The organism is Paraburkholderia nodosa, from assembly GCF_001718195.1.
GTDB classification, from domain to species: Bacteria; Pseudomonadota; Gammaproteobacteria; order Burkholderiales; family Burkholderiaceae; genus Paraburkholderia; species Paraburkholderia nodosa_A.
The window spans coordinates 528,039-553,661 of record NZ_MCNV01000001.1 but is presented as its reverse complement, the minus strand read 5'-3'; the positions used below and the strand labels follow the sequence as shown (position 1 = coordinate 553,661).

Here is a 25,623-nt window from a genome sequence, read left to right as displayed (position 1 = left end):
AGTCGATGCACGACGACACCCTTCGTCACGCCTTCCTGACGAATTCCGATTTGAGGCTCATGGCGCCGAAGCCGTCGATCTTGCAATCGATATCGTGGTCGCTGTCCACCAGCCGGATATTCTTTACTTTGGTGCCCATCTTGATCACGCCACCCGAACCCTTGAGTTTCAGGTCCTTGATGACCGTGACGGTATCCCCGTCCTGGAGGACATTGCCGGCCGAATCGCGATACACCTTGCCCGCTGTTTCAGCCGGCGCGGTGGCTAGCGCCGACCATTCATGTGCACACTCCGGGCAGATGTAGACGTCACCGTCTTCGTAGGTGAACTCGGAATTGCATTTCGGACAGCGTGGCAGTGCGCTCATGGAGAATCCCTGGTGCCGACGGGGGCATTAAAAGCGCGCAAGTATAGCGGCTCCGGCAGACGGCCCACCCCGCCATGCGTGCGGCCTGCGACGTTATGTCCGCTGCGACCCCGCCCTGGCCCCGCTTCTGGTACGCTGCGCTCTCTCACCTCGCAGCGATCGAACCGATGGAACTCCCTTTCAACGAAGCCGCCGTCTCGGTGACGCGCAACGCGCTTTCCGCAGCCGGCCAGGTCTTCCCCATGCGCGACATCGAGGACGTGCGTATCGTCATCGGGCGGCGCAGCCGCGTGGTGCCGATCGCGATCAGCCTGGTCGGCGCCGCCGGCGCTGTCGTGGGTGGTGTGCTCGGCTCGGCGTCCGGTCTCGCGTGCGGCGTGATGGTGATCGTGGTGGGCTGGCTCGCGTGGCTCTGGCAGGAAGCCGTGCACCGGCTCTATGTCGTGACGGGCGGAGAATCGCGCGAGGCGGTCACGAGCCTCGACCCGGCATTCCTCGAACGTGTGCAGGAAGCGGTGCGCATCGCCAAGGCCGCGCAAGCGGCGCAGGCCGAAGGCGGCACGACGCGGCCCTCAGCGCCCTGATACCGCCGGAAGTACTGCCGGAAGTACTGCCGGAAGCACCGCGGGCGCTCGCCCCTCACTCCATCTCGATCGACTTCACGTGCCAGATATCGCGGGCGTATTCCGCGATCGCACGGTCCGACGAAAATTTCCCCATCCCTGCCACGTTTTCGATCGCGCTCGCGGTCCACGCGGGGACGTCCATGAAACGCTGGTCGGCGGCGTCCTGGGCCTCGATGAAGGCCGAGTAGTCGGCCAGCACGAGGTAGTGGTCGCCCCAGTCCACGAGCGTGTGGAAGATGTCCGTGTAGCGTGCCGAATCGTGCGGTGAAAAGAAGCCCATACGGATCTGGTCGAGCGCGCGGCGCAGCTCGGCGTTTTCCTCGTAGACCTGGCGCGGCCGGTAGCCCGCGCAACGCAGCTGATCGACCTGGTCGGACGTGTGGCCGAAGATGAAAATGTTGTCCTGCCCCACGGCCTCGCCGATCTCGATGTTCGCGCCGTCGAGCGTGCCCATGGTGAGCGCGCCGTTGAGCGCGAGCTTCATGTTGCCGGTGCCCGACGCTTCGGTGCCCGCCGTCGAGATCTGCTCGGACAGGTCCGCCGCGGGAATCAGCGCCTCGGCCACGCTCACGCCGTAGTTCGGCACGAACACCACCTTGAGCCGATCGCCCACTGCGGGATCGTTGTTGATCTTCGTGGCCACGTCGTTGATGAGGTGGATGATCATCTTCGCCATGCGGTACGCCGACGCGGCCTTGCCCGCGAACAGCACGACGCGTGGCACCCAGTCACGCTCCGGCGCTTCGAGAATGCGGTTGTAGCGCGTGATCACGTGCAGCACGTTGAGCAACTGGCGCTTGTACTCGTGAATGCGCTTGACCTGCATGTCGAACAGCGCGTCGGGATTGAAGACGATGCCCGTGCGCTGCAGGGCGCGATGTGCGAGGCGCACCTTGTTGCTGCGCTTGGCCGCACGGAAGGCGGCTTCGAACGACGCGTCGCCGCGCAGTTTGCGCAGCGCGCCCAGCTCGAAGAGATCGCTGCGCCAGCGCGGCCCGATCGCTTCGTCCACGAGGCGCGCGAGCGGCGCGCTCGCCTGCGCGAGCCAGCGGCGCGGCGTGATGCCATTAGTCACGTTCGTGAAGCGGTCGGGAAAGAGACGCGCGAAGTCGGCGAAGATATCGCGCGTCATCAGTTGCGAGTGCAGCTTCGAGACACCGTTCACCTTGTGGCTCGCCACGATCGCGAGATAGGCCATACGCACGCGGCGCTGACCGTATTCGTCCACGAGCGAGATGCGGCGGATCAGGTCGAGGTCGTGCGCGCCGCGGTCGCTCGCTTCGCGCAGGAACGCGGCGTTGATGTCGAAGATGATTTCGAGGTGGCGCGGCAAGAGGCGCGCCAATAGTTCGACGTCCCAGGTTTCCAGCGCTTCGGGCATCAGCGTGTGGTTGGTGTACGAGAACACACGGCGCACGTGGCCCATCGCCTCGTCCCACGGCAGATGATGCACGTCCACGAGCAGGCGGATCAGCTCGGGAATGGCCAGCACCGGGTGCGTGTCGTTCAGGTGCACCGCGACCTTTTCGGAGAAGCGCCCGAACGTGCTGTGCGTGCGCAGGTAGCGGCGAATCAGGTCCTGCATCGTCGCGGAGACGAAAAAGTATTCCTGGCGCAGACGCAGTTCGCGCCCGGCCATCGTCGAGTCGTCGGGATAGAGCAGCCGCGAGACGTTCTCGGAGATGTTGCGCGCTTCCACCGCGCGCTGATAGTCGCCCTGGTTGAACGCCGAGAGATCGAGTTCTTCATCCGCGCGCGCGGACCACAGCCGCAGCGTGTTGGTCGCGCTAGTGGCGTAGCCGGGAATGACCGTGTCGTAGGCCATGGCGTTCACATGCTGCGCGTCGACCCATTCCACATGGCCGTTGCGCTGCATGGTGCGCCCGCCGAAGCGCACGGGATACTGGACCTCGGGCCGCGGAAACTCCCACGGATTGCCATAGCGCAGCCAGTAGTCGGGCGCTTCGACCTGTTCGCCGTTCACGACCTGCTGGCGAAACATGCCGTAGTCATAGCGAATGCCATAGCCGAAACCCGGAATGCCGAGCGTCGCCATCGAATCGAGAAAGCACGCCGCGAGCCGGCCGAGACCGCCGTTGCCGAGCGCCGCGTCGGGCTCGTAGTCGAGCACCGTGTCCATGTCGACGCCCACGCTCGCCAGCGCCTCTTTCATCTGGTCGTGGATGCCGAGCGCGATCAGCGCGTTCGAGAATGTGCGGCCGATGAGAAATTCCATCGACAGGTAATAGACGCGTTTGACGTCCTGGTCGTACTGGCGGCGCGTGGTGATCATCCAGCGCTCGACGAGCCGGTCGCGCACGGCGAGCGCCGCAGCATGCAGCCAGTCCTGCGGACGGGCTGTCACGGCGTCCTTGCCGACACCGTACATCAGGCGATTGGAGAGGGAACGACGCAGCGCTTCGACGCTGCTTTGCAACTGATCGAACTCGAGACCGATGGCTGTCATCTACTGACTCCTGTCGACCGCACCTGGCAACGAGCGCCTGGTGCGGTCCCATGCAATGCGCCGGAAATGGCGGCGCGCCCATAAAAGGTGTAGGGCGCGCGGTTGTTCTGGGCCTGCGCCGCACGTGACGGAACGGGACAATGACGCGTCGGCGCCGCGGCGCAAAAGGCCGGCACCGCTCGCCAGCGAGCGCAGATCAATTTGCAGAGTAGTGCATTTTCAAATGGCGTGCGGCGGCGCGCCAGCCGGGCACGGAGCCCGGCCGCCGGCCACGCGGAACCCGCCGTCCGCCTCGATCCCTTGCCATGCGGTGGGTTGCGCGCGCGCAGCGCGGCGTCACGTCTGCGCGTGACGGGCTTGGCGGTTAGTTGCGATTGCTGAGCCGTGATGAACGATCGAGTGCTACCCAAGGCCTTACAGTCACCCACGCCCTGAGGCTTCCCCTGCAGAACCGGGCGGGCTCTGTAACAATCGCAAAATTCGTCCGCGCGGCCCGCGCCGCAGCCTTCATCGTCCATCCGCCCGAGACTGTCTTGTCCGAAACCTTTTCCGCGGCGCGCGAAACCCGCAACACCAGCGATATCGAGCCGCCCGACGCGCCCATGTCCGCGAAGAACCGCCGCGCCATGGGCGCGGTGATGCTCGCCGTTGCGCTCGCCACGCTCGACACCGCCATCGCCAACACCGCGCTGCCGGCCATCGCCACCGACCTGCACGCGGCCCCCGCCGCCTCGGTGTGGATCATCAACGCATACCAGCTCGCGATGGTCGCCACGCTGCTGCCGCTCGCCGCGCTCGGCGACATCATCGGCCACCGGCGTATCTATATCAGCGGCCTCGCGATCTTCACGGTCGCTTCGCTCGCCTGCGCGCTCGCACCCACGCTGACCGCGCTCGCCGGGGCGCGCGTGCTGCAGGGGCTCGGCGCGAGCGCCATCATGAGCGTGAACACGGCGCTGATCCGCTTTCTCTACCCGCCGCACCGGCTCGGGCGCGGGCTCGGCATGAACGCGCTGATCGTGGGCGTTTCGTTCGCCGTGGGTCCGACCATGGCCTCGCTGATCCTCTCCGCGGGCACCTGGCCGTGGCTCTTCGCGATCAACGTGCCGCTCGGCGTGCTCGCGCTCGTGTTCGCGCTGCCCGCGCTGCCGCAGACGGCGCGCGGCAAGCACGCCTTCGATCCCGTCGCGGCGGTGCTCAATGTGATTACGTTCGCGGCGCTGATCTTCGCGCTCGGCGAGGCCGCGCAGCGCGCGCCCGGCATCGAAGTGGGCATTGCGGCCGTCGTGGCGCTGGTGTTCGGCGCGCTGCTGATCCGGCGCGAAGCCGGCCATCCCGCGCCCATGCTGCCCGTGGATCTGTTCCGCCGGCCGGTTTTCGCGCTTTCGTCGGTCACCGCGATCTGCTCATTCGCGGCGCAGGGCCTCGCGTTCGTCTCCCTGCCGTTCTATTTCGAAACCGTGCTGATGCGCAGCCAGGTGGAGACCGGCTTCCTGATGACGCCCTGGCCCGTGGTCGTGGCCGCCGCCGCGCCCATTGCGGGGCGCCTCTCCGACCGCTATCCGCCGGGCCTGCTCGGTGCGATCGGGCTCGCCATTCTCTCGGCCGGCATGGCGTCGCTGGCGCTGCTGCCCGCGCACCCCACGGTGACTGACATTGTCGTGCGGATGGCGATCTGCGGCGCGGGCTTCGGCTTTTTCCAGTCGCCGAACCTGCGGGCGATCATGGCGAGCGCGCCGCCCGAGCGCAGCGGTGGCGCGAGCGGCACCGTCGCGGTCTCGCGTCTGCTCGGGCAGACTACGGGCGCTGCGTTGGTGGCGCTGTGCTTCCAGATCGTGGGCCGGCACGGCCCGACGCTCGCCTTAAGCCTTGGCTGCGCCTTTGCGGGCGCGGCGGCCATTGCGAGCGGGCTGCGGCTTTTCGCGCCGTCGCACCGGGCGGTGCAGCGCGGGTGATGCGATTGATGCGGTCCGTGCGGACGGCTGAAGTCTGACGCAAAGGCACGCGGGAAAAGCGCGCCTTCGCCAGCCCGTCTACCGGCTTATCGCGCGAAGTAGCCCTTCACCGCCGCCACGAACGTGTCGATATCGGCGGCCGTCACGTCGAGGTGCGTGACGAAGCGCGACGCGTACAGCATCTGCGTGAGGATGCCGCGCTCCTTGAGATATGCCTCCAGCGGCGCGCAGTGCTCCTGCGGGAACTGCACGAACACCATGTTCGTCGCCTGCGACATCACCTTCACCTGATCGATCTGCGCGAGACCGGCTGCGAGACGCGCGGCGTTCGCATGGTCGTCGGCGAGACGCGCGACGTTGTGATCGAGCGCGTAAAGGCACGCGGCCGCGAGCACGCCCGACTGGCGCATACCGCCGCCCAGCACCTTGCGCCAGCGATGCGCAGCGTCGATGAGCGCGCGGCTGCCGACCAGCACCGATCCCACCGGCGTGCCCAACCCCTTCGAAAAACAGATCGACACCGAGTCGAAGCCCGCCGTGAGCGCCTCGAGCGGCTGGCCCGAGGCGACCGTCGCGTTGTACACGCGCGCACCGTCAAGGTGCGTGGCGAGGCCGCGCTCATGCGCAAGCTGCGTGGCCTTCGCGACGTAATCCGCCGGCAGGACCTTGCCGCCGATGGTGTTTTCGAGCGCGAGCAGACGCGTGCGCGCGAAATGGTCGTCGAACGGCTTGATCGCTGCAGCGATGCGCTCGAGCGGGATCGAGCCGTCTTCGGCGTTGTCGAGCGGCTGCGGCTGGATGCTGCCCAGCACGGCCGCGCCACCGCCTTCGTACTTATAGGTGTGGGCCGCCTGGCCGACGATGTACTCGTCGCCGCGCGCGCAATGCGCCATCAGCGCGGCGAGGTTGCTCTGCGTGCCGCTCGGGAAGAAGAGTCCCGCCTCCTTGCCCGCCTCTTGCGCCACGCGCGCCTGCAGGCGCAGCACGGTCGGGTCGTCGCCCCATACGTCGTCGCCGGTTTCGGCGCGGGTCATGGCGGCGAGCATGGCCTCGCTCGGACGGGTGACGGTGTCGCTGCGCAGGTCGATCATTGCGATGAAATCCTCGTGGTTGAAGCACGCGCGGGACGCACGGGCGCGCGCCTGGTCGGGCGCGCGCCCGTGCGGCGTGGAACCATCGAGTGTATTTTCAAACGGCGGCCCAGCGCAATGCCGGGCCGGGCACGGAGCGCGCTTTCGCCGTGGCTAGTGCGCGAGCAGCGGCAGCGGATCGACGGGCTTGCCGTCGCTACGGACTTCGAACTGAACGCCGCCGGTGCCCATTTCCGCGATCGGCTGGCCTTGCGACACGGCGTCGTCTTCCTTCACGAGCAGCTTGCCGTTGCGGCCATAGGCCGTCACGACCTGGTCGTTGTGCTTGATGATCACGAGCGGCCCATAGGCCTCGATACCCGTACCCGCGTAGACCACGCGGCCGGCGGCGGCGGCCTTGACCTCCTCGCCGGGCGAGCCGCCGATCACGATGCCAGTGGACTTGCCCGGCACGAAGCGCTGCAGGATCGGCCCGCGCGCGGGCCACGCGAGCGCGATGCCCGGCGCAACGGGTGCGGGCATGGCTACGCCAGCGGCGGCCGGTGCGCCGCCAGGCATCTGCGCCTGCGGCGCAGCCGTTGCGTAGTTGGGCGGGGGCGCGACGCGCAGCACCTGGCCTGGCAGGATCTGGGCGTTGGCGGAAGGCAGCTGGTTCCAGCTCGCGATGTCCTGGGGACGCTGGCCGAAGGCCCCGGCGACGCGCGAGAGCGTGTCGCCCGGATTGACGCGGTAGTAGCCCGCGGGCACGCCGCTCGTGGACATTGGGGGGGCGCTCTGGGATTCCCATGGCGCGAAGGTGCTGCTACAGGCGCTGCAGACGAGCGTGAGGGCGGCGAGCGCCGCAGACGCGCCCGGGTTTCGCCGTTGTCGATTCATCTTGCTGTTCCTCGCTTGGTCCTCGCGTATGACGAAAAAATACGCATGTGGAGTGCGCGGCGGGCCGCAGGCGTTCGCTTGCGCGCCACCTTCCGCGCGAATGAAGCCGGAATAAGCCGGAAATGGCGAACGTCCCCCATTATATCGTTCATGCTCCAGCCGCCTTTTTTCGCCGGCATGCTCGCCCGGCCTGCGTTTGCGCGGGTCTACGCCTATACTGGTTCACGCGTCACCCGATAATCAGATGAAAGGCCTCTCGCTGCAGTCCCATGGCCCTGAGGGATCCGAGAATGAACAAAGCCACCTTTCTTTCGCTGCAGCTCAACGTCGAAGATGTCACGTCGTCGCCGGGCCTCGTCGAATTGTTGAACAACCATCTCGTCTTTGCGGCCGACGTGGCCGAAGCCGCCGACGAACTGGTCCAGCACGCCAGCATCGCACGGCTTTCCGGCGCCACCGAGGCGTCCGTGGAAATTCCCGCCGTAGTCATCGAGCGCTTGCGCGACGCGCTCGATACGCTGAGCGGCTATGACGAAACCTGGCTTTTCGCGCTCGAGCCCGGCCGTGCGCTCTTCGACGACATCGCACGCCGGCCTCGCCTGCTTCACTAGTACGCGAACCCGGAGCGGACGGCGCCCTACCCGCATCGCCCGCCCCATTTGCCTGCGCGCCGGCGCCCGTGTGCCACGCTGCCGCGCGCGGAGCGCCTTGTTTTTGGCGCGCCAAACTGGGGGAACCGCCGTGAAATCCATTCTGAACCGCCGTAACACCGCGCTCTCTGGCGCGCCATCACGAATCCTGGCCGTCGCCCATGATGCCGCCACGCAGCGCGCCGTCGCAAGCGAAGCCGCGAGCCGCGTCTCGCAATCCGCGCCCGAACCCACCGTTACGCCGCCCGAGGCTCCCGTCGAGGTCGAGTCGCGCGGGGAGCCTTCCGCAGGCGCAGCCGTGCAGCCCGAAGGCGCCGGCGGGCCTCGGCCAGTGTCCACACTCCATCCGGTGCCGGTCATGCCCGCGCACCTCAATGGCCGCCCCGTGCAGATCGCCGACGGCGCCGCATTCGAAGCGCTCCACGCTGCCGACGAGCTCCTGACCTTCCGCGTCTATCGCTGCTTCGCCTATACGGTCAGCCTCTTCTTCCATCCGCCCACGCTCGGCTACTTCGTCGCGCTCCATCAAGAAAGCGTACTGTGGCGCGCGCTGAAAGCCAACGACCTCGACGCGGCCGGCTCGGCATTTCACCTGATGCAGGAGCAAGCCACGCGCCTCGCCGACGGCGAAACGCGCCGCGTGCAACTCGTCGCGCAAAATGCGGAGCTCACACGGCAGATCGAGGAGTCGGAAGCCCAGGCCGAACGCCTGCGCGTGGATCTGCAGCGCCACGCGGAACAAGAGCAGACGGTGACGGGCCGCCAGCACCAGATACGAAAGGACGTCGCTCAGCTGGAGGCGCAGCGCATTGCCGCGCAGGCCCAGTTGAACAAGGCGCACCGGGCGCTGCATCAGCTCAAGGTCGCGACGAGCGAGGGCGTGCCCCATCTGCATGCGCGCTGATCACGCGAGCGGGCCGAGCTGCCGCGCGAATCGCCGGGCGGCTTCGAGGCCGAAACTACTCGGCGCCAGCTTCACGTCGCGCTCATAGTCGACGTCGATGCCCATGCGCCACGCCGCAATGCGCTTGCCGTAGCAAATCAGCGTATCGAGCGACTGCATGACGAAGACGATGGCGGGCAGCACCTGCTGGTACAGGGCTTGCGCGCGCTCGAGATCGCCTGCGCAATACGCGGCGTAGACCTGCCGCTGCCAGTCGAAGCAGTCCGGTGCGACGATCATCCCCGCACAGCCGGCGCGCAGGTTGTCGAGCAATTCCAGGCCGCCGCGGCCGTTGAGCACGGGCATCAGGTCGCCGATCTGCGCGATCGTTTCGGCGATCGTCACCGCCGGGCCTTCGCCCTTGAGCACGCGGAAGTTCGGGCATTGCGCGGCAAGCGCGCGCAAACTGCCCGGCGAGAGCCCGACGCCCAGATACTCTGGCGCGTTCTGTATGCCGACCGTCACGTCGAGCCCTGCCATCACGTCAGCGAAGAAGTCGAAATAGAACGATTCGGATTGCGCAGGCTCGCCTTGAGCGCGCACGGGAGGCTGGAGGATTAGCCATGCCGCGCCGCGTTCGATCGCGTGTTGCGCGAATTCGCGCTGCGCCTGAACCGTGGGACCGCTCACCGTGACGGCGAGCGGCAGCGCGCCGCCGCTGTCCTCCTGCGCCCAGCCGATCACCTGCTCGCGTTCGGCGCGCGAAAGCTTGTCGACCTCGGTCGCGAGCCCGAGCACCGCAATGCCCGGCGCGCCGCCGCGCACGGCCGCTTCGACCTGGCGTCGCATGGCGGCGCGGTCGAGGCGGTTATCGCGATCGAAGTACGCATAGAGGATCGGGTAGATGCCGGCGATCGCACCGGCGGATTTGGCTGGCGCGCTCATCGTGTGCTCCTGCGCGATCAGTGGGAGTCGCGCGGCACGGCCGCGCCGCTCGCGCCGACCAGAAAGTCCAGATCCGCGCCCTTGTCGGCCTGCAGCACGTGCTCGACGTAAAGCCGGTAATAGCCGCGCTCGGGCAGCTCGGGCGCCGTCCACTCGGTCTTGCGGCGCGCGAGTTCTGCGTCGGAGACTTCCAGATGCAGGCGCCGCGCCGCGACGTCCAGCTCGATCATGTCGCCCGTGCGCACGAGCGCGAGCGGGCCGCCCGCAGCCGCTTCGGGCGACACGTGCAGCACGACCGCACCATACGCCGTGCCGCTCATGCGGCCGTCCGAAATGCGCACCATGTCGGTAATGCCCTTTTGCAGCACCTTCTTCGGCAGCGGCATATTGCCGACCTCGGCGAAGCCCGGATAGCCCTTGGGTCCGGCGCCTTTGAGGACCATGACGCAGTGCTCGTCGATATCGAGCGATGCGTCGTCGACCTTCGCGTGCAGTTCCTCGACGTTCTCGAACACCACCGCGCGGCCGCGATGCCGCAACAGCGCCGGCGTGGCGGCCGAAGGCTTGATGACGGCGCCGTCGGGCGCGAGGTTGCCCTTGAGCACGGCGATGCCGGCTTTGGGCTTGAACGGCTGCGCAAACGAGGTGATGACTTCGGGGTTGTAGTTCGGCGCGTCGGCCACGTTTTCCCAGAGGGTTTTACCGTTGACCGTCAACGCGTCCCGATGCAGCAGCCCTTGCTCGCCCAGTTGCCGCAGCACCGCGGGCAGACCGCCCGCGTAATAAAAGTCCTCCATCAGATGATGGCCGGAAGGCTGCAGATTCACGAGGCACGGAACATCGGAGCCGAGTTCCCAGTCATCGAGCGAAAGCGGCACGCCAATGCGCCGCGCGAGCGCGATCAGATGCACGACGGCGTTGGTCGAGCCGCCGATGGCCGCGTTGGTGCGGATCGCGTTTTCGAACGCCGCGCGGGTGAGGATCTTCGACATCGTGAGGTCCTCGCGCACCATCTCGACGATGCGCCGCCCGGCGAGTTGCGCGAGCACCTGGCGGCGCGCATCGACAGCGGGAATGGCCGCATTGTGCGGCAGCCCCATACCCAGCGATTCGACCATCGAGGCCATCGTGGACGCCGTGCCCATGGTCATGCAGTGGCCGCGCGAGCGGTTCATGCACGACTCCGCCTCGACGAATTCGGCCTGCGACATTGTTCCCGCGCGCACTTCCTCCGACATTTGCCACACCCCCGTGCCCGAGCCGATCTCATGGCCCCGGAAACGCCCGTTGAGCATTGGGCCGCCGGAGACGGCGAGCGCGGGCAAGTTGCACGACGCTGCGCCCATCAGCAAGGCCGGCGTGGTCTTGTCGCAGCCGACGAGCAAAATCGTGCCGTCGATCGGATTCCCGCGAATCGACTCCTCGACGTCCATAGAGGCGAGGTTGCGAAACAGCATTGCGGTGGGCCGCAAGTTCGATTCGCCGAGCGACATCACGGGAAACTCGAGTGGCAGACCGCCGGCTTCGTACACGCCTTTTTTCACGTACTCCGCGAGTTCGCGAAAATGCGCGTTGCACGGCGTGAGTTCCGACCACGTATTGCAAATGCCGATGACGGGGCGGCCGTCGAACGCGTCGTGTGGGATGCCCTGATTCTTCATCCACGAGCGGTGGATGAAGCCGTCCTTGTCGGCTTTGCCGAACCAGGCCTGACTGCGCAAGGGCTTGCGGGGGGAGCGGGTCATGGCGGGGCGTCTCCTGTAGCGGGGCAACTTCAGGGAAACTGCCGCCCGATCATAGGAGTGACGTTCGGACCCGTCAATGTTCGGTATGGCGTCCTTAGATATGGACAAAGCGCGCCACAAAAAAGTACGGGCCGGTGGAGAACCGGCCCGTGCTGGACTGCCTGTTGCAACAACGTACTGCCTACTGCGTTCTGCTACTGCACGGCTGCACCTCTCACTGCGCCAGCCAACTTCAACTACCTTCTGCTCTCTGCGTACTTCCTGACTGCAACAACTCACCTACTGCGTACTGCGTACTGCAACTGCACACTGCGAACTGCACCTTCTACTGCAACCACTCACTGCGTCTTGCAACTGCAACTTCTAGTGCACTCACTGCTTACTTCTGCTGCAACAACTGACTGCGTACAGCGACAACTCACTACAGGGGGTAGCTTGCCGGAACCGCCTGAAGCGGTTCCGTTCGGTCAGGGCTTAGTGGCCGAAGTAAATGCGCTGGTTCGGGGCGACTTGCGCCGGTTGCACCGCGGCACCCGACTGCGACGTGCCGACCGCCGGAGCGCCGTAGCCGCTGGTGTCGCCGGCGGCGAGCTTTTCCTGGGTCACGCGCGCTTGCGCGGCCTGCAGGTTTTCCGGGTAGTTCACATGGTCAGCCGACGGGTTGTAGCCAGCGTGCTCGAGTTGAACCAGTTCCGCACGCACCTGGGCGCGGGTCAGGCCTTGTTCGCTCGACTGGGCGAACGAGATTGCCGGCATGGCAAGCGCGGCGGCAACGACGACTGCGGGGATAAGCTTGTTCATGATCGGACCTCCATCTGTTTTATTTCCGCTTCAGAACACCGTGTTCGTCAGCGATTGATTACAGTGTAGGCGTCCGATCACGCTAGGGAAAACCCTAATTCGTCAAAACACCATTGCGATTTCGGTAATAAAAAAAGGTGAGCCCTGCGGACTCACCTTACGATTCCAACAAAGACCGCAACGACAATGCGGCCTTCTGTCTTGCGACCTTACGACCAGTCCGCGTGGAAGCTGCCCGGCTTGTCGATGCGCTCGAACGTGTGTGCGCCGAAGAAGTCGCGCTGTGCCTGCACGAGGTTGGCGGGCACGCGCTCCGAGCGGTAGCCGTCGAAGTACGCAATGGCCGACGAGAACGCCGGCACCGGCACGCCCGCGTTTACCGCCTGGATCACCACGTCGCGCAGCGCCGACTGATAGTTGGCCGCGATGTCACGGAAATAGGGATCGAGCAGAAGGTTATCGAGCTGAGGGTCCTTCGCGTAGGCGTCCGTGATCTTCTGCAGGAAGCGCGCGCGGATGATGCAGCCCGCGCGGAAGATCTTGGCGATCGTGCCGTATTGCAGGTCCCACTTGTACTCGTCGGAAGCCATGCGCAGTTGCGAGAAGCCTTGCGCGTACGAAATCACCTTCGAGAAATACAGCGCGCGGCGCACCGACTCGATGAACGCCTTGCGCTCGCCCGAGAACGGCTTCGCGTCCGGGCCCGAAAGCACCTTGCTCGCGGCCACGCGCTGCGTCTTGAGCGACGAGAGCACGCGCGCGAACACGGCTTCGGTGATGAGCGGCAGCGGCGCGCCGATATCCAGCGCATTTTGGCTCGTCCACTTGCCGGTGCCCTTTTGTGCGGCGCGGTCGAGAATCACGTCGACGAGATCCTTGCCGGTTTCCTCGTCCTTCTTGCCGAAGATCTTCGAGGTGATCTCGATCAGATAGCTGTCGAGCTCGCCTTCATTCCATTCGGTGTAGACCTTGCCCAGTTCTTCGTTCGAAAGGCCGAGCACCTGCTTGAGCACCGCGTAGCTTTCGGCGATCAGCTGCATGTCGCCGTATTCGATGCCGTTGTGCACCATCTTCACGAAATGGCCCGCGCCGTCCGGGCCCATGTAGGCCACGCACGGCTCGCCGTCCGTCGGCGCCTTCGCGGCGATTTCAGTGAGGATCGGTGCAACCAGATCGTAAGCATCGCGCTGGCCGCCCGGCATGATCGACGGACCCTTGAGCGCGCCTTCCTCGCCGCCCGACACGCCCGTGCCGATGAAGTGCAGGCCCGACTTCGCGAGTTCCTGGTTGCGGCGGATAGTGTCGGTGAAGTGCGTATTGCCGCCGTCGATCAGGATGTCGCCCTTCTCCAGCAGCGGCTTGAGCGCGGCGATGGTGTCGTCGGTGGGCGCGCCGGCCTTCACCATCATCAGAATGCGGCGCGGCTTTTCCAGCGAATCCACGAACTCTTCGAGCGTGTACGCCGGCACGAGCTTGCGATCCGCATACTCGGCGATCAGCTCGTCGGTTCGGGCGCGGCTGCGATTGAACACCGAGACCGCGTGGCCGCGGCTTTCGATGTTGAGCGCCAGATTGCTACCCATCACGGCCAGACCTACAACGCCGATTGGCTGTTTGCTCATGTTGTTTCTCCACTTCATTCATTGACGGCGCCGCAACGGGGCGCCAACCGTGCAAGCATAAGGGAAACGTAGCGGCGCTGCGCGAACGCGCGCATGCGCGCCGGACGTTTGCCGACCTCGCTTACTGTTTTCGGAACACCAGGCTGAAATTGTTCGCGGGCATCGGCACGCGCGCTTCGCACGCGAAGCCTCGCGCCTGCGCCAGCGCCTCCACTTCCTCCATGTCGCGCACGCCCCAGGACGGGTCGCGCGCGCGCAAGTCGGCGTCGAAGGCCTCGTTGCTCGGCGCCGTGTGCGCGCCTTCGCGCCGGTACGGCCCGTAGAGCACGAGCGCTCCGCCCGTAGCAACGCGCGCGCCCGCGCCTTTCATGAGCGCCTGCGCCGCTTCCCACGGCGCGATGTGAATCATGTTGATGCAGACGATGGCGTCCACACCGTCGATCGGCCAGGGCTCGCGGCACACGTCGAGATCGAGCGGCGCACGCAGGTTGGCGAGACCCGAGTGCTCGCGCCAGGCCTCGATCGAGGCGCGGGCGCGCGCGTCGGCGTCGCTCGGCTGCCACGCGAGGTCAGGAAACGCGGCCGCGAAGTGGACGGCATGCTGGCCGGTGCCGCTCGCGATTTCGAGCACGGTGCCCCGCGCAGGCAGCGCGCCGCGCAGCACCTCCAGGATCGGCGCGGCGTTGCGCTCGGCGGCGGGCGCGGATAGGCGTTGGACGGCTTGCGGTTCGTTCATCGTCTTGCGGTCTTTCGGCGTTTGGTTGAAGTTCAGTCGGCGTTCACTCAGTACAGCGTGGTCTTGATGCGCTCGGCGAGACCGGCTTCGTAAGTCTCGGCGTCGAACGTCTCGCCATATTGCTCCTCATTCACGCGGCGTAGCATCTCGCCCGCGCTCGGCAGGTGCGAGCGTTCGACGTGGTGCGACGGGTCCCACAGCTTCGAGCGCACGATGGCCTTGGAGCAATGGAAGTACACGCTTTCCACGTCGATCACGAGCACCGAGCGCGGCGGCTTGCCATCCACGGCGAAGCTCGCGAGGAGCGCGGGGTCGGTACTCACGCGGCCACGCCCGTTCACGCGCAGCATCTCGCCCACGCCCGGCACCATGAACAGCAGCCCCACCTGCGACGAAGCGACCACGTTGCGCAGACTGTCCACGCGATTGTTGCCGGGCCGGTCGGGCAACGCGAGCGTGTGCTCGTCGAGAATGCGCACGAAGCCGGGTGCATCGCCGCGCGGCGAGCAGTCGAGGCCATCCGGGCCGCCCGTGGCGAGCACGACGAACGGCGAGCTTTCGATGAAGCGCCGGTAATCCACGTTGACGTGATCGATTTCCTTGCGCAACGCGCGTTCGTGCGGCGTGCCGTAGTGCGCTTCGAGTTCGGCTAGCGTGGTCAGCATGTCGTCGGTTCCGTGAGGTCGTGGAGTGTCAGGGGACGAGGCGCGCGCCCAGCGCGTCGAGCACGGCGGCGCAGGGGGCTTCGAGTTTGAGGGCGAGGAGCGGGTCGGCGCGCGTCTTGCCCATGTTGATCGCGGCCACGGGTTTGCCGCGCTGCTGCGCCCAGGCGCAGAAGCGGTAGCCCGAATACACCATCAGCGAGGAGCCGACTACGAGCACGGCGTCGGCCCCGTCGAGCGCGTTCGAGGCGCTCGCCACGCGCTCGCGCGGCACGTTCTCGCCGAAGAACACCACCGAAGGCTTGAGCATGCCGCCGCACGCGGCGCACGCGGGCACGTGGAAGGCGTTCGCGCCGTCGAAGTCGAGATGGGCGTCGCCGTCGGCGGCGGGTTCCGCGCTCGCGCCCACGATGGCCGGGTTGCGCGCCTCGAGTTCCGGCTGGATCGAGGCGCGCGTATACTGCGCGCCGCAGTCGACGCAATGCACGTGCGCGATGCTGCCGTGCAGCTCGATCACGTCGCGGCTGCCCGCGCGCTGATGCAGGCCGTCCACGTTCTGCGTGACGAGCGTGCGCGCGTAGCCCGCCGCACCGAGGCGCGCGAGCGCGTGGTGCGCGCCATTGGGCTGCGCGAGACCCACCGTGGGCCAGCCGATCAGGCTGCGCGCCCAGTAGCGGCGCCGCATGCTCTCGGAGCCGAGGAATTCCTGCAGCGTGATGGGCGGCGAGCGCTTCCAGGCGCCGTTCTCGTCGCGGTAGCCCGGAATGCCCGAATCTGTGCTGATGCCCGCGCCCGTCAGCACGAACAGGCGCGGATGGCGCTCGACGAACGCCTGCAGCGCGTCGAGGGCGGCGGCGTCGAGGACGGGAGCGTTGGGAACGAGGATGGATTCGGTCATGGCGGCAGGCAGCAATGCAGTTCAGCGCGAGGGCTTGCCGCCCGACGGCGCGGTCGTTGGCGGAGCCGGTTTTGCGGGATGCTTGCGCGGGGCTTTCGCCTGCGCCTGCCGTTCCGCTTCGCGCGCTTCCCACGCGGCCAGCGCGGCGCGGTAGCGGCCGAACTCCTCGTCGTACAGATCGAAGATGCAGGGGTCGCAGCCGCTATGGCAGCAGTCGTCGTTATCGGGGCATACGGGCGGCTGGGGGCGCGGATCGTCGTCCGGACGCGGGGGCAAAGACATGGGCGCTCGGGCGTCGTGGTGGTTCAGCAGCCAGTATACGGGACGCGGCGGCCGAGCGTGCGACAGCGCCCGCCCGGCCTGCGCGCTCAGCCGCGCCCTACGAACGGCATCTTCGTCGCCATGATCGTCATGAACTGGACGTTCGCTTCGAGCGGCAGTTGCGCCATGTGCAGCAGCGCGTCGGCCACGAGTTCCACGTCCATCAGCGGTTCGACGGCGATTTCGCCGTTCGCCTGCGGCACACCGCGCGCCATGCGCTCGGCCATCTCGGTCGCCGCGTTGCCGATGTCGATCTGCCCGCACGCGATGTCGTAGCGCCGGCCATCGAGCGAAACGGTTTTCGTGAGGCCCGTGATGGCGTGCTTGGTCGCCGTGTAGGCGGCACTGAACGGCCGCGGTGCGTGCGCCGAAATCGAACCGTTGTTGATGATGCGCCCGCCGCGCGGCGTCTGCCGCTTCATGAGCCCGAACGCCGCGCGCGTGCACAGGAACACACCGGTGAGGTTCGTATCGATCACGGCGCGCCAGTCGTCCACGGAAAGCTCGTCGATGTCCACGGCCGGCGCGTTGCGGCCCGCGTTGTTGAAGAGCAGATCGAGCCGGCCGTAGCGCGTGCGGATCGTCTCGAAGAGCGCCTCGACGGCCGCCGCGTCGGTCACGTCGCAAGGCGCCGCCAGCGCTTCTTCGCCGCGCGCGCGGGCCTCGCCCTCGAGCGCTTCGAGCGGCGCGGCCCGCCGGCCTGCCAAAACGACGGCGAAGCCGCTGGCCAGCAGCTTTTGCGCGCACGCGCGGCCAATGCCGCTGCCCGCGCCCGTCACCAGTGCGATCTTGCGTTGTTGCGTATCACTCATCGTTGCCTCTTTCTTTCGGTTGAGCCTTCAATCGAGCGGCTGGTCGTTAGGATTCGCGAAAAGCGCCTTCATCGGCTCCGAGATCGGATAGTCGAGGTTCACGCCCGCGGGCGGAATGGGCGACTCGAACCAGCGTCGGTAAAGTACGAGCGCCTCGCCCGAGCGCTCCATCTTCGCGATGGTGTCGTCGGCAATGCGCTTGAAGGCCGTGTCGCCGCGCCGGAACATGCAGCCGTACACCTCCGACCTGGCCGGCCTGCCGACGATCGCGAAAGCGTGCGCGTCGTTCCGGATACGCGCGCTTTGCTCGACCGGCGCGCCCGGCGTTTCGCTCGCCACGTAGCCGGTCGCGAGCGCGGCGTGCAGCAGCGGCTCGTCCATCACGAAGGCAACGGCGCGTCCCGAGCGCACGGCTTCGACGCAGTCGCCGTGAGTCTTCGCGACGACGATGCGCATGTTCATCGCGCGGTCCACGTTCCAGCGGCGCAGCAGGCGCTCTTCCGACGTGCCCGCCGTCGTGACCACCGTACGGCCCGCGAGATCGCCGAAGTCCTTGACCGGCGAGCCGCGCTTCACGAGCATGCGCACGCCGTACTCGAAGATGCTGTTGGAGAACGCGACGTCGTTCTCGCGCTCGCGCGTATGCGTCGTGGTGCTGCACTCGAGGTCGATCGTGCCGTTCTGCACGAGCGTGATGCGGTTCTGCGGCGTGACGACGAGTTCGCGCACGCGGAGTTCGGGGAGCTTGAGCGTCTCGCGCACGTTCTCCACGATGCGCTGAGTGATCTCGTACGAGTAGCCCGTTGCGTGCTCGCCGCCGGCCATATAGGAAAACGGCACGGTGGCCTCGCGCACGCCGACGACGATCGTCCCGGTGTCGCGAATCTTGCGCAGCGTGGGGCTTTCCAGTTCATCGGCATGCACCGCGCCTGCAAACGCGCAGGCGCTCGCGAGCGCGACGTAGCGCATGTGGCCGCACAGCCTTCTGACGATACCCAACGGCTTCGACTCGCGCTTCAACCGTGTCTCCCCCGGATCTCTCGTTCGTTCGCATGAAGCGCACGCACAGCAACGCTCCCCTCTGCGCGCGATTGTACCGGCGCCCGTGCCGGCTCGCGTCTTGCGGCCTTGGCTCCCGTGTCCGGGCGCTCACGCGGCGCACGTAGCGGCGAGACAGCCGCGCAGCACCTCCACGAACGCATTGCCTGCCTGCGAGTCCATGCCGCCTTCGCGCCACATCGCGAACACGCCGACCGTGAGTGCCGGTTCGACGCGCCGGATCGACACCGGATCGCCCGCCCCGCGCGCGCTGAGTTCGTCGAGCAGCACGCGGCCGATGCCGCGCGCCGCGAGTGCGCGCGCGACGTGCCACGTCTGCGCCTCGACGGCCGCGAGCCGGTCGTCCACGCCTTCGGCTTCGAGCAGGTTGCCGATCGCCTCGCCAAGCGGATCGACGTTGCCGATGCTGATCCACTCGCCATCGACCAGATCGCGCAACGCGAGCGGCATGTGTTCCGGCGTCGGGTCGTCGGGCGGCGCGACGCAGACCACGGCCGTGCGCGCCAGTTCGACCGCGGCAATGCCCGGCCGCGTGGGTGGATTGAGCGCGACGCCCAGATCGAGTTCGCGTGTGAGCAGCGCGTTGAGCAGTTCCGCGGTGTGGCGCGTCTGGATCCTGAGCGACACCTCGGGATAGCCCGCGCGAAACGTCTGCACGGCAGCAGGGATCAGGCTCATGCCGAGGCTCGGCAGACAGCCGATGCGCAACAGCCCTTGCGGACGCAACACAAGATTGCGCGCGAGATCGCGAATGCTGTCGAGGTTCGATTGCAGCTTCTGCGTTTCGGCGAACAGCAACTCGGCCTCGCGCGTGGGCTGCAGGCGGCCGTGCGCGCGGCTGAAGAGCTTGAGGCCCGCACTGCGCTCCGCATGCGCGAGCACCTTGCTGACCGCGGGCTGCGAAACGCAAAGCAGCTCAGCCGCCTTGGACAGCGAGCCGGTGCGCATGATCGCGTGAAAGACTTCGATATGACGTAGACGCATGGGGCGCGTGCCGTGCATGCGTACGAAGCTCATGCGCGGCGCGATGAAAGAAAAGCGCAAGGATAGCGCGTTCCGCAGCACGCTTGGGCCTTGGCCTGCAGGTTCGACTCAGCCTTTGCTCATACGCGGAAATCGGCGGCCATGTCGTCGTCGCTGCGCGCGACGATGGCGCCGCTGCGCGCGGCCTTGAGGAACACGTCGTAATCGCGCTCCACCTGGTCTGCATAGCTGAATGCGTAGCCCGTGAGCGCCTCCGCGAACTGGTCGCTGCGGCCGATGTACGAAGAGATTTCGATGGCGGCGCTGCCCGACTTCGCGTGCGCACGCGCGAGCGCCCAGCCGCACAGACGCGCATAGCCGCAGAGCAGGGGACTGTCGAGCAGCTGCAGATCGACCGAGAGCTTCATGTCGCGCAACTGGCGCACGTAGAAATGACGTCCGTTGGGCCCCGTGGTCCAGCCGAGGAAGATATCGCTCGCCGCCTGCAGCAGCCGCTGGCCGTGCACGACGCGCGCGCCTTCGTGCTTGATCGAAGGCGACTTGAAGTACTGCGAAACGACCGAGCGGCGCGCCTCTTTCACCTGCAGGAAGAGTGGCTTCTCGTGATGATCGACGAGCAGCATCACGAGGCAGCGCGTGCCCACGCTGCCCACGCCCACCACCTTGAACACGAGGTCCTGAATCGCGAAGTGATCGAGCAGTTCGCGCCGGTCCGGTGCGAGCGTCTTCGCGTAAGCCTCGTACATGGGCTCGATCAGCGTGCGCCAGTCGCCAAGCGCGAACCAGTCGTCTTCGGGTTCGAACAGCGTGTTGACGCCGTGCACGTGAAAGAGCGCGGGCGGTGCGTCGTGAATCGTCCAGTGGTCGCCATCGCGCTCCGCGAGCTTTTCGAGCAGATTCTCGTGCGTGCGGTTCGCGGCCTTCTCCATGCCGCGCCGGATCAGGCGACGGCCTTCGGGCGTGAGCGCGGTTTCGACCATGCGGTCGAAGGTGATTTTGTCGTACCAGAGATCGAGTGCGCCGTACTCCGCGTACTGGCGCAGCCGGTCGCGATAGCTGGTCACCGCCGTCATCACCAGCTCCTCGGCCACGCCGCGCGAGTAGCGCATGTGCCGCGCCGCCACGACGAAGCTCGCCACGAGCCGCTTCACGTCCCACTCCCAGGGGCCGGGCGCGACCTCGTCGAAGTCGTTGAGATCGAAGACGAGCTGGCGCTCGGGCGTAGCGAAGGCGCCGAAGTTCAGCAGATGCGCGTCGCCGCAAATCTCCATCGTCATGCCGGTGTTAGGCACACCCGCGAGGTCGTGCGCCTGGAGGATCGCGCTGCCGCGGAAGAAGGTGAAGGGCGAGACGATCATGCGCCCGTAGCGCAGTTGCACGAGGTTCGGCACGCGGCCTTCGCTGCTCGCGCGCAGCAAGGCGAGCGGATCGCGCTTGATGGTGCCGGTTTCCTTGTGGCTCGAACGTTTCGAGCGCTCGCGCGCGGCACGCCCGGCCGCCTCGCGTTCAGCAACGGTACTCCCATTCATGACCTTCTCCGATTCTTGTACGGTCTCGCGCCATCGTGGCAAACGGGGAAATGCGGGGGTATTCGTCCTGCATGGGCGGCGGCTTTGCGCCTGTGAATGCCTGCCAATTTAAGCGTGGGGCCCCGTTTCGTGCAAGCAACGCGGCCAGAACCGGCACCTGGCTGCGCACCATGCGCGCAATGCGCAGGCGCCTGGTGTACCGTGCGCGAAAGATGCGCCGCCAGCCTGGCCCTCTCATCGCCCCGCCGGACACTCGCCATGAACGTCAAAGTCTACGGAACGCTCGTCGTCGCATCGCTCGTGCTGCTGATCGGCCAGTGGCTCGTCGCCGCGGTGCCGATCCTGCGCAAATGGACGATACCGGAACCCGTGGCAGGCGGCATCGTCGCCGCGCTGATCGTGTTCGGCCTGCACAGCTTCGCGCACACGGACGTGGTCTTCGACACCTCGCTGCAGGTGCCGCTCATGCAAGCGTTCTTCGCCACGATCGGCCTCAATGCGAATCTCGCCAACCTGAAACAGGGCGGCCCGGTACTCGTGCGCTTTCTTGCCGTCGTGGTCGCCCTGCTCGTGCTGCAAAACGTGTTGGGCATCGCACTCGCCATGGCGTTCGGCGTCGATCCGCTGTTCGGGCTGCTGGGCGGCTCGGTCTCGCTCGCGGGCGGCCATGGCACGGGCGCCGCATGGGGTGCGGTGTTCACCGAGCATCACGGGCTGCAGTCCGCGACCGAAGCGGCGATTGCGTGCGCCACCTTCGGGCTGGTCATGGGCGGCATTCTTGGCGGACCCGTTGCGCAGCACCTCATGAAACGCATCGGCGCACAGGCGGGCGCCGATACGCCTGGCGCCGGCGGCGCGGCAACGCCCGATCCCTACGCATTCGAGGAGCCGAAAGCCGAGCAGCCCACCACGCCGGGCGCGTTCATCAACACGCTCACGCTCATCGCCATCAGCCTCGCCGTGGGCGAAGCGCTTTCCGGGCTGATCGCAGGCACCGCGTTCGAATTGCCGACCTTCGTGTGCGTGCTGTTCGTCGGCGTGCTGCTCGCCAACGGGCTCGCGCTCATCGGGCGGCCCGTGGCCGAGCATGCCATCGCGCTGATCGGCAACGTGAGCCTCGCGCTCTTTCTCGCCATGGCGCTCATGACGCTGCGCCTGTGGGACCTCGCCGCGCTCGCGCTGCCGGTGTTCACGATCCTCGCCGCGCAAACACTGCTCATGGTGGTCTACGCGATCTTCGTGACGTTCCGCGCGATGGGCGCGAACTACGACGCTGTCGTGCTTACGGCGGGGCACTGCGGCTTCGGCCTCGGTGCAACGCCCACGGCGATTGCGAACATGCAGGCGGTCACGGCGCGCTTCGGCCATTCCCATCTGGCGTTTCTCGTGGTGCCGATGGTGGCCGCGTTCTTCATCGACATTGCCAACGCCATCACCATCAAGCTCTTTCTCATGCTGCCGATTTTCCATTGAGCGGCCTGGTGGCCCGCGCGAGGCGCGCTAGAATGTGCCGATTCACGGCGCGCCGCGCACGGCGCTAACGTTCTTCGAGCGTCATCATGTCCCTCACCGCCTGGCTCTTCTTCCTGCCCGCCTGCTTCGCCCTGAATATGGCGCCAGGCCCGAACAATCTCCTCTCGATCAATGTGGCCGCGCGGCACGGTTTTCTGCGCGCCTTCCTCGGCGGCACGGGCCGGCTCGTTTCGTTCGCCGCCATGATCGCGCTCGCAGCCACGGGTCTGGCCGTGGTGCTGCGCGCTTCCGAGGCGGTCTTCTTCGTCATCAAGCTTGCGGGCGCCGCTTACCTCGTGTGGCTCGCCGTACAGCTCTGGCGCAGCGACGCCAACCCCATCGGCGAAAGCATGGATGGCGACGCCTCGCTCGCGCGTCTCGCATGGCGCGAATGCCTCGTGGCGGCGGGCAACCCCAAAGCGATTCTCGTTTTCACGGCTTTCCTGCCGCAATTCGTCGATGTCGCCAGGCCCATCGCCCCGCAGTTCGGCGTGCTCGGCGCGAGCTTTCTCGTGCTCGAATGCGTGGCCATCGCGCTCTACTCGCTCGCCGGCATGTACCTCGGCCGCTGGCTCACCCGCACCACCGTGCGCCGCTGGTTCAATCGCACCTGCGGTGCATTTCTCGGTCTGATCGGCGTGAGTTTTCTGCTCGTGCGGCGCGCCTGAACAGCCTCGTCACGCGCCCCTTCGTCCATAAGCTTCTCTTGATGATTTTCGCGAGAAACTTTAACTGTCGTTAATCGACAGCACCCCCTATGCTCAAACCATCGTCCGGGGGCGCGGCGAGCGGGCAGCTTCCCCATCGCTCGCGAAACGCCCTGCGGACAAGCGGTTTTCAACGTCATTGGGGTTTCAACATGAAGATCTGCATCTTTGGAGCGGGCGCTATCGGAGGCATGATGGGCGTGCAACTCGCCCGTGCAGGCGCCGACGTGAGCTTCGTCGCCCGCGGCCCGCATCTGGCCGCCATGCGCGAGAACGGCGCACGCCTGCTGATGGACGGTGAAGAGTACGTGGCGAAGGTGCGCTGCACGTCCGATCCGCGCGAACTGGGCGTGCAGGACGTCGTCATCATTACGCTCAAGGCGCATTCGGTGGCGGGCGTGATCGACGCGATGCAGCCGCTCCTCGGCAAGCACACGGCCATCGTCACGGGCACCAACGGCATTCCCTACTGGTACTTCTACCAGCATGGCGGCAAGTTCGCGGGCACCCGCCTCGAAAGCATCGATCCGGACGGCGCGCAATGGAACCGTCTCACGCCCGAGCGCGCGATTGGCTGCGTGCTTTATCCGGCGGCCGAAATCGACGCGCCTGGCGTGATTCGCCACGTCTACGGCAAGAAGTTTCCGATCGGCGAGCCTTCGGGCGAGCGCACGCCGCGCATCGTCCAGCTTCATGAAGCCATGGAGGCCGCCGGGTTCGATGCGCCGATCCGCGAGAACATCCGCGACGAAATCTGGCTCAAGCTGTGGGGCAATCTCTGCTTCAACCCGATCAGCGCACTCACGCACGCCACGCTCGACGTCATCACCAGCGACCCGGCCACGCGCGCCGTAGCGCGCACGATGATGCTCGAAGGCAAGCGCATTGCCGAGCGCTTCGGCGTGAACTTCCGTGTGGACGTCGAGCGTCGCATCGACGGTGCGGGCGCAGTAGGCGCGCACAAGACCTCGATGCTCGTCGACCTCGAAACCGGCCGGCCGATGGAGATCGATCCGCTGATTACCGTCGTGCAGGAAATGGGTAGCCTGGTTGGCGAGCCGACGCCGGCCATCGACACCGTGCTCGCATTGGTCAAGCAGCGTGAGCGGATGGCGATGCAGCCAGCGTAACGTAAGTCGCGGCGAAGGGCGGCGCGAGCGCCGCTTTTTTTTGCGCCTCGGTTCTGGTGCTGGAAAAACAAAAACGGATCGCTTCGAGCGATCCGTTTTGCTTTGCAGAAGAAGAAACGCGCGCTATTCGATGCGGGCGTGGGTGCGGGTCACCCGAAGCGGCGGCGGCGTATCGGCGCCGCGCAACGCGACGCGCATCGGCGTGCCGTTCGAGCCACGCATCGGCGAGCCGTCGATGGACGTTTGCGGCAACGCCTCGCTATCCGGCGATGAGGTCTCCGGGTCCGAACCGTCCGCGACTGGCCCGTCCTGCATGAACTGCGACCACGCCGCCTGAGCACAAGGCCGTAGCGAACGATGGCGACGCCGCACGAGCATCGTCGTCACGTTGACGACCGGATGCAGCAAACGCGTGACGAACGGCCCCGCAGGCACGGGCCAGTGACACGTTGCGTGCGCAACGTCGCCCGCACGCTGCGCGTGCCCCCCGCGCGCGCCATCCGTGCACACCGGCAACACGCCGATGCCCATGCCGAGCTGCGCCATGCGCGCCACGCCCGCCACGTGCGCGAACTCCTGCAGCGGCCTCCCCTCAGGCCGCAGACCGTCCAGCGCACGCATCACCGCGCCGCGGCAGCCAGCGTCACGATTGAGCGTGACGAGCGGTTCGCGCGCGAGATCGTCCCATCGCAGCGCCCCCTGTAGCGCAAGCGGATGGTGGGCAGGCAAGAGCGCGCAAAGCGGCGTGGCCGAGAGCGGTTGCACATCGAGGTTGCCGCTCGCGAACGGCACGCTTTCCGCGATCACGCCGAAATCGGCCTCGCCCTGCTCGACCGCCTGCAGCACGGCCGCCTGCGGCAAGTCCTGCAACTGCAGCGTGAGCGAAGGAAAAGCCGCTGCACAGCGCGCGAGCGCAGCGGGCACCCAGGTCGACGAGAGCACCGGGTTGCTCGCCACGAGCACGACGCCGCTGTGCGCCTGGTGCGCGTCGCGGCCCTCGTTGAGCGCCATCTCGATCTCGTCGAGCAGGCGGCCGATGCGTCGCTCGAAGCCGCTGCCCGCGAGCGTGAGCTCGACCTGGCGCGTGGTGCGGTCGAAGAGCTTGAGTTCGATCGCTTCCTCGAGTTCGCGCACGCAGCGGCTCACCGCCGACTGCGTGAGCCCGAACTCGCGCGCGGCGCGCGTGAAGCTGCGCGCCCGCGCCACCGCGACGAACACCTTGAGCTGCTGGAGCGATACGTTCAT

General features: G+C 66.8%; 24 protein-coding genes. 7 read left to right on the top strand and 17 right to left on the bottom strand.

Annotated elements, in window-relative coordinates; translation table 11 throughout:
* Positions 1-25: 25 nt before the first annotated feature.
* Positions 26-367 (bottom strand): zinc ribbon domain-containing protein YjdM, encoded by a 342-nt coding sequence (locus BFD71_RS02395; RefSeq protein WP_069261654.1) that lies wholly within the window; start codon positions 365-367, stop codon positions 26-28.
* Positions 368-534: 167 nt separating this feature from the next.
* On the opposite strand from BFD71_RS02395, the gene BFD71_RS02390 reads away from it, so the two are divergent.
* Positions 535-951 (top strand): DUF6232 family protein, encoded by a 417-nt coding sequence (locus BFD71_RS02390; RefSeq protein ID WP_069261653.1) that lies wholly within the window; start codon positions 535-537, stop codon positions 949-951.
* Positions 952-1,006: 55 nt separating this feature from the next.
* Here BFD71_RS02390 and BFD71_RS02385 read toward each other — a convergent pair whose 3' ends face one another.
* Positions 1,007-3,460 (bottom strand): glycogen/starch/alpha-glucan phosphorylase, encoded by a 2,454-nt coding sequence (locus BFD71_RS02385; RefSeq protein ID WP_069261652.1) that lies wholly within the window; start codon positions 3,458-3,460, stop codon positions 1,007-1,009.
* Positions 3,461-4,062: 602 nt separating this feature from the next.
* Here BFD71_RS02385 and BFD71_RS02380 point away from each other — a divergent pair.
* Entirely contained in the window at positions 4,063-5,415 is a 1,353-nt protein-coding gene (locus tag BFD71_RS02380; RefSeq protein ID WP_083245022.1) for an MFS transporter, read from the top strand.
* Positions 5,416-5,501: 86 nt separating this feature from the next.
* Here the strand turns inward: BFD71_RS02380 and ltaE are convergent, their stop codons facing one another.
* Entirely contained in the window at positions 5,502-6,506 is a 1,005-nt protein-coding gene (gene ltaE / locus BFD71_RS02375; protein ID WP_069261650.1) for a low-specificity L-threonine aldolase, read from the bottom strand.
* Between the two features lie 153 nt (positions 6,507-6,659).
* On the bottom strand, positions 6,660-7,382 hold the full coding sequence (locus tag BFD71_RS02370) for a peptidoglycan DD-metalloendopeptidase family protein (RefSeq protein ID WP_069261649.1): 723 nt from the start codon (positions 7,380-7,382) through the stop codon (positions 6,660-6,662).
* Positions 7,383-7,672: 290 nt separating this feature from the next.
* On the opposite strand from BFD71_RS02370, the gene BFD71_RS02365 reads away from it, so the two are divergent.
* Together BFD71_RS02365 and BFD71_RS02360 are read left to right on the top strand one after the other, a co-directional pair.
* A complete protein-coding gene (locus BFD71_RS02365; RefSeq protein WP_069261648.1) occupies positions 7,673-7,993 on the top strand; it encodes a hypothetical protein in 321 nt (106 codons plus the stop codon).
* A 130-nt stretch (positions 7,994-8,123) separates the two neighbouring features.
* The gene (locus BFD71_RS02360) at positions 8,124-8,936 is read left to right on the top strand and encodes a DUF2968 domain-containing protein (RefSeq protein WP_069261647.1); all 813 of its coding nucleotides are present in this window, start codon (positions 8,124-8,126) and stop codon (positions 8,934-8,936) included.
* On the opposite strand, the gene BFD71_RS02355 is transcribed toward BFD71_RS02360, so the two are convergent.
* The 12 genes from BFD71_RS02355 to BFD71_RS02300 all read right to left on the bottom strand — a co-directional run bounded on the left by BFD71_RS02355 (position 8,937) and on the right by BFD71_RS02300 (position 21,029).
* On the bottom strand, positions 8,937-9,860 hold the full coding sequence (locus tag BFD71_RS02355) for a dihydrodipicolinate synthase family protein (protein ID WP_176732805.1): 924 nt from the start codon (positions 9,858-9,860) through the stop codon (positions 8,937-8,939). It lies immediately after the preceding gene.
* 17 nt (positions 9,861-9,877) lie between these two features.
* On the bottom strand, positions 9,878-11,605 hold the full coding sequence (locus tag BFD71_RS02350; RefSeq protein ID WP_069261646.1) for an IlvD/Edd family dehydratase: 1,728 nt from the start codon (positions 11,603-11,605) through the stop codon (positions 9,878-9,880).
* A gap of 474 nt (positions 11,606-12,079) precedes the next feature.
* Positions 12,080-12,406 (bottom strand): DUF4148 domain-containing protein, encoded by a 327-nt coding sequence (locus BFD71_RS02345; protein ID WP_069261645.1) that lies wholly within the window; start codon positions 12,404-12,406, stop codon positions 12,080-12,082.
* 209 nt (positions 12,407-12,615) lie between these two features.
* Complete coding sequence (gene gndA / locus BFD71_RS02340; RefSeq protein ID WP_069261644.1) at positions 12,616-14,028, bottom strand: NADP-dependent phosphogluconate dehydrogenase; 1,413 nt, start codon at positions 14,026-14,028, stop codon at positions 12,616-12,618.
* Positions 14,029-14,149: 121 nt separating this feature from the next.
* Complete coding sequence (locus tag BFD71_RS02335) at positions 14,150-14,764, bottom strand: DUF938 domain-containing protein (RefSeq protein WP_069261643.1); 615 nt, start codon at positions 14,762-14,764, stop codon at positions 14,150-14,152.
* Between the two features lie 47 nt (positions 14,765-14,811).
* Complete coding sequence (locus BFD71_RS02330) at positions 14,812-15,429, bottom strand: pyridoxamine 5'-phosphate oxidase family protein (protein WP_069261642.1); 618 nt, start codon at positions 15,427-15,429, stop codon at positions 14,812-14,814.
* Between the two features lie 28 nt (positions 15,430-15,457).
* Positions 15,458-16,324, bottom strand: coding sequence for an NAD-dependent protein deacetylase (locus BFD71_RS02325; RefSeq protein WP_069261641.1), 867 nt, complete (start codon positions 16,322-16,324; stop codon positions 15,458-15,460).
* Positions 16,325-16,345: 21 nt separating this feature from the next.
* Complete coding sequence (locus BFD71_RS02320; RefSeq protein WP_069261640.1) at positions 16,346-16,606, bottom strand: oxidoreductase-like domain-containing protein; 261 nt, start codon at positions 16,604-16,606, stop codon at positions 16,346-16,348.
* A gap of 86 nt (positions 16,607-16,692) precedes the next feature.
* Positions 16,693-17,457 carry an SDR family oxidoreductase gene (locus BFD71_RS02315; RefSeq protein ID WP_069261639.1) on the bottom strand — a complete coding sequence of 255 codons (765 nt, stop codon included), beginning with the start codon at positions 17,455-17,457 and terminating at the stop codon, positions 16,693-16,695.
* A gap of 27 nt (positions 17,458-17,484) precedes the next feature.
* Positions 17,485-18,426 (bottom strand): transporter substrate-binding domain-containing protein, encoded by a 942-nt coding sequence (locus tag BFD71_RS02310; protein ID WP_069261638.1) that lies wholly within the window; start codon positions 18,424-18,426, stop codon positions 17,485-17,487.
* Positions 18,427-18,606: 180 nt separating this feature from the next.
* On the bottom strand, positions 18,607-19,500 hold the full coding sequence (locus BFD71_RS02305; protein ID WP_069261877.1) for a LysR family transcriptional regulator: 894 nt from the start codon (positions 19,498-19,500) through the stop codon (positions 18,607-18,609).
* A 119-nt stretch (positions 19,501-19,619) separates the two neighbouring features.
* A complete protein-coding gene (locus tag BFD71_RS02300) occupies positions 19,620-21,029 on the bottom strand; it encodes a DUF2252 domain-containing protein (protein WP_069261637.1) in 1,410 nt (469 codons plus the stop codon).
* A 258-nt stretch (positions 21,030-21,287) separates the two neighbouring features.
* Between BFD71_RS02300 and gltS the strand changes: the two genes are divergently transcribed.
* The 3 genes from gltS to BFD71_RS02285 all read left to right on the top strand — a co-directional run bounded on the left by gltS (position 21,288) and on the right by BFD71_RS02285 (position 24,378).
* Positions 21,288-22,502 (top strand): sodium/glutamate symporter, encoded by a 1,215-nt coding sequence (gene gltS / locus BFD71_RS02295; RefSeq protein ID WP_069261636.1) that lies wholly within the window; start codon positions 21,288-21,290, stop codon positions 22,500-22,502.
* Positions 22,503-22,588: 86 nt separating this feature from the next.
* Positions 22,589-23,209, top strand: coding sequence for a LysE family translocator (locus BFD71_RS02290; RefSeq protein WP_069261635.1), 621 nt, complete (start codon positions 22,589-22,591; stop codon positions 23,207-23,209).
* 191 nt (positions 23,210-23,400) lie between these two features.
* On the top strand, positions 23,401-24,378 hold the full coding sequence (locus tag BFD71_RS02285; RefSeq protein WP_069261634.1) for a 2-dehydropantoate 2-reductase: 978 nt from the start codon (positions 23,401-23,403) through the stop codon (positions 24,376-24,378).
* A gap of 123 nt (positions 24,379-24,501) precedes the next feature.
* Here BFD71_RS02285 and BFD71_RS02280 read toward each other — a convergent pair whose 3' ends face one another.
* Positions 24,502-25,623, bottom strand: coding sequence for a LysR family transcriptional regulator (locus BFD71_RS02280; RefSeq protein ID WP_083245021.1), 1,122 nt, complete (start codon positions 25,621-25,623; stop codon positions 24,502-24,504).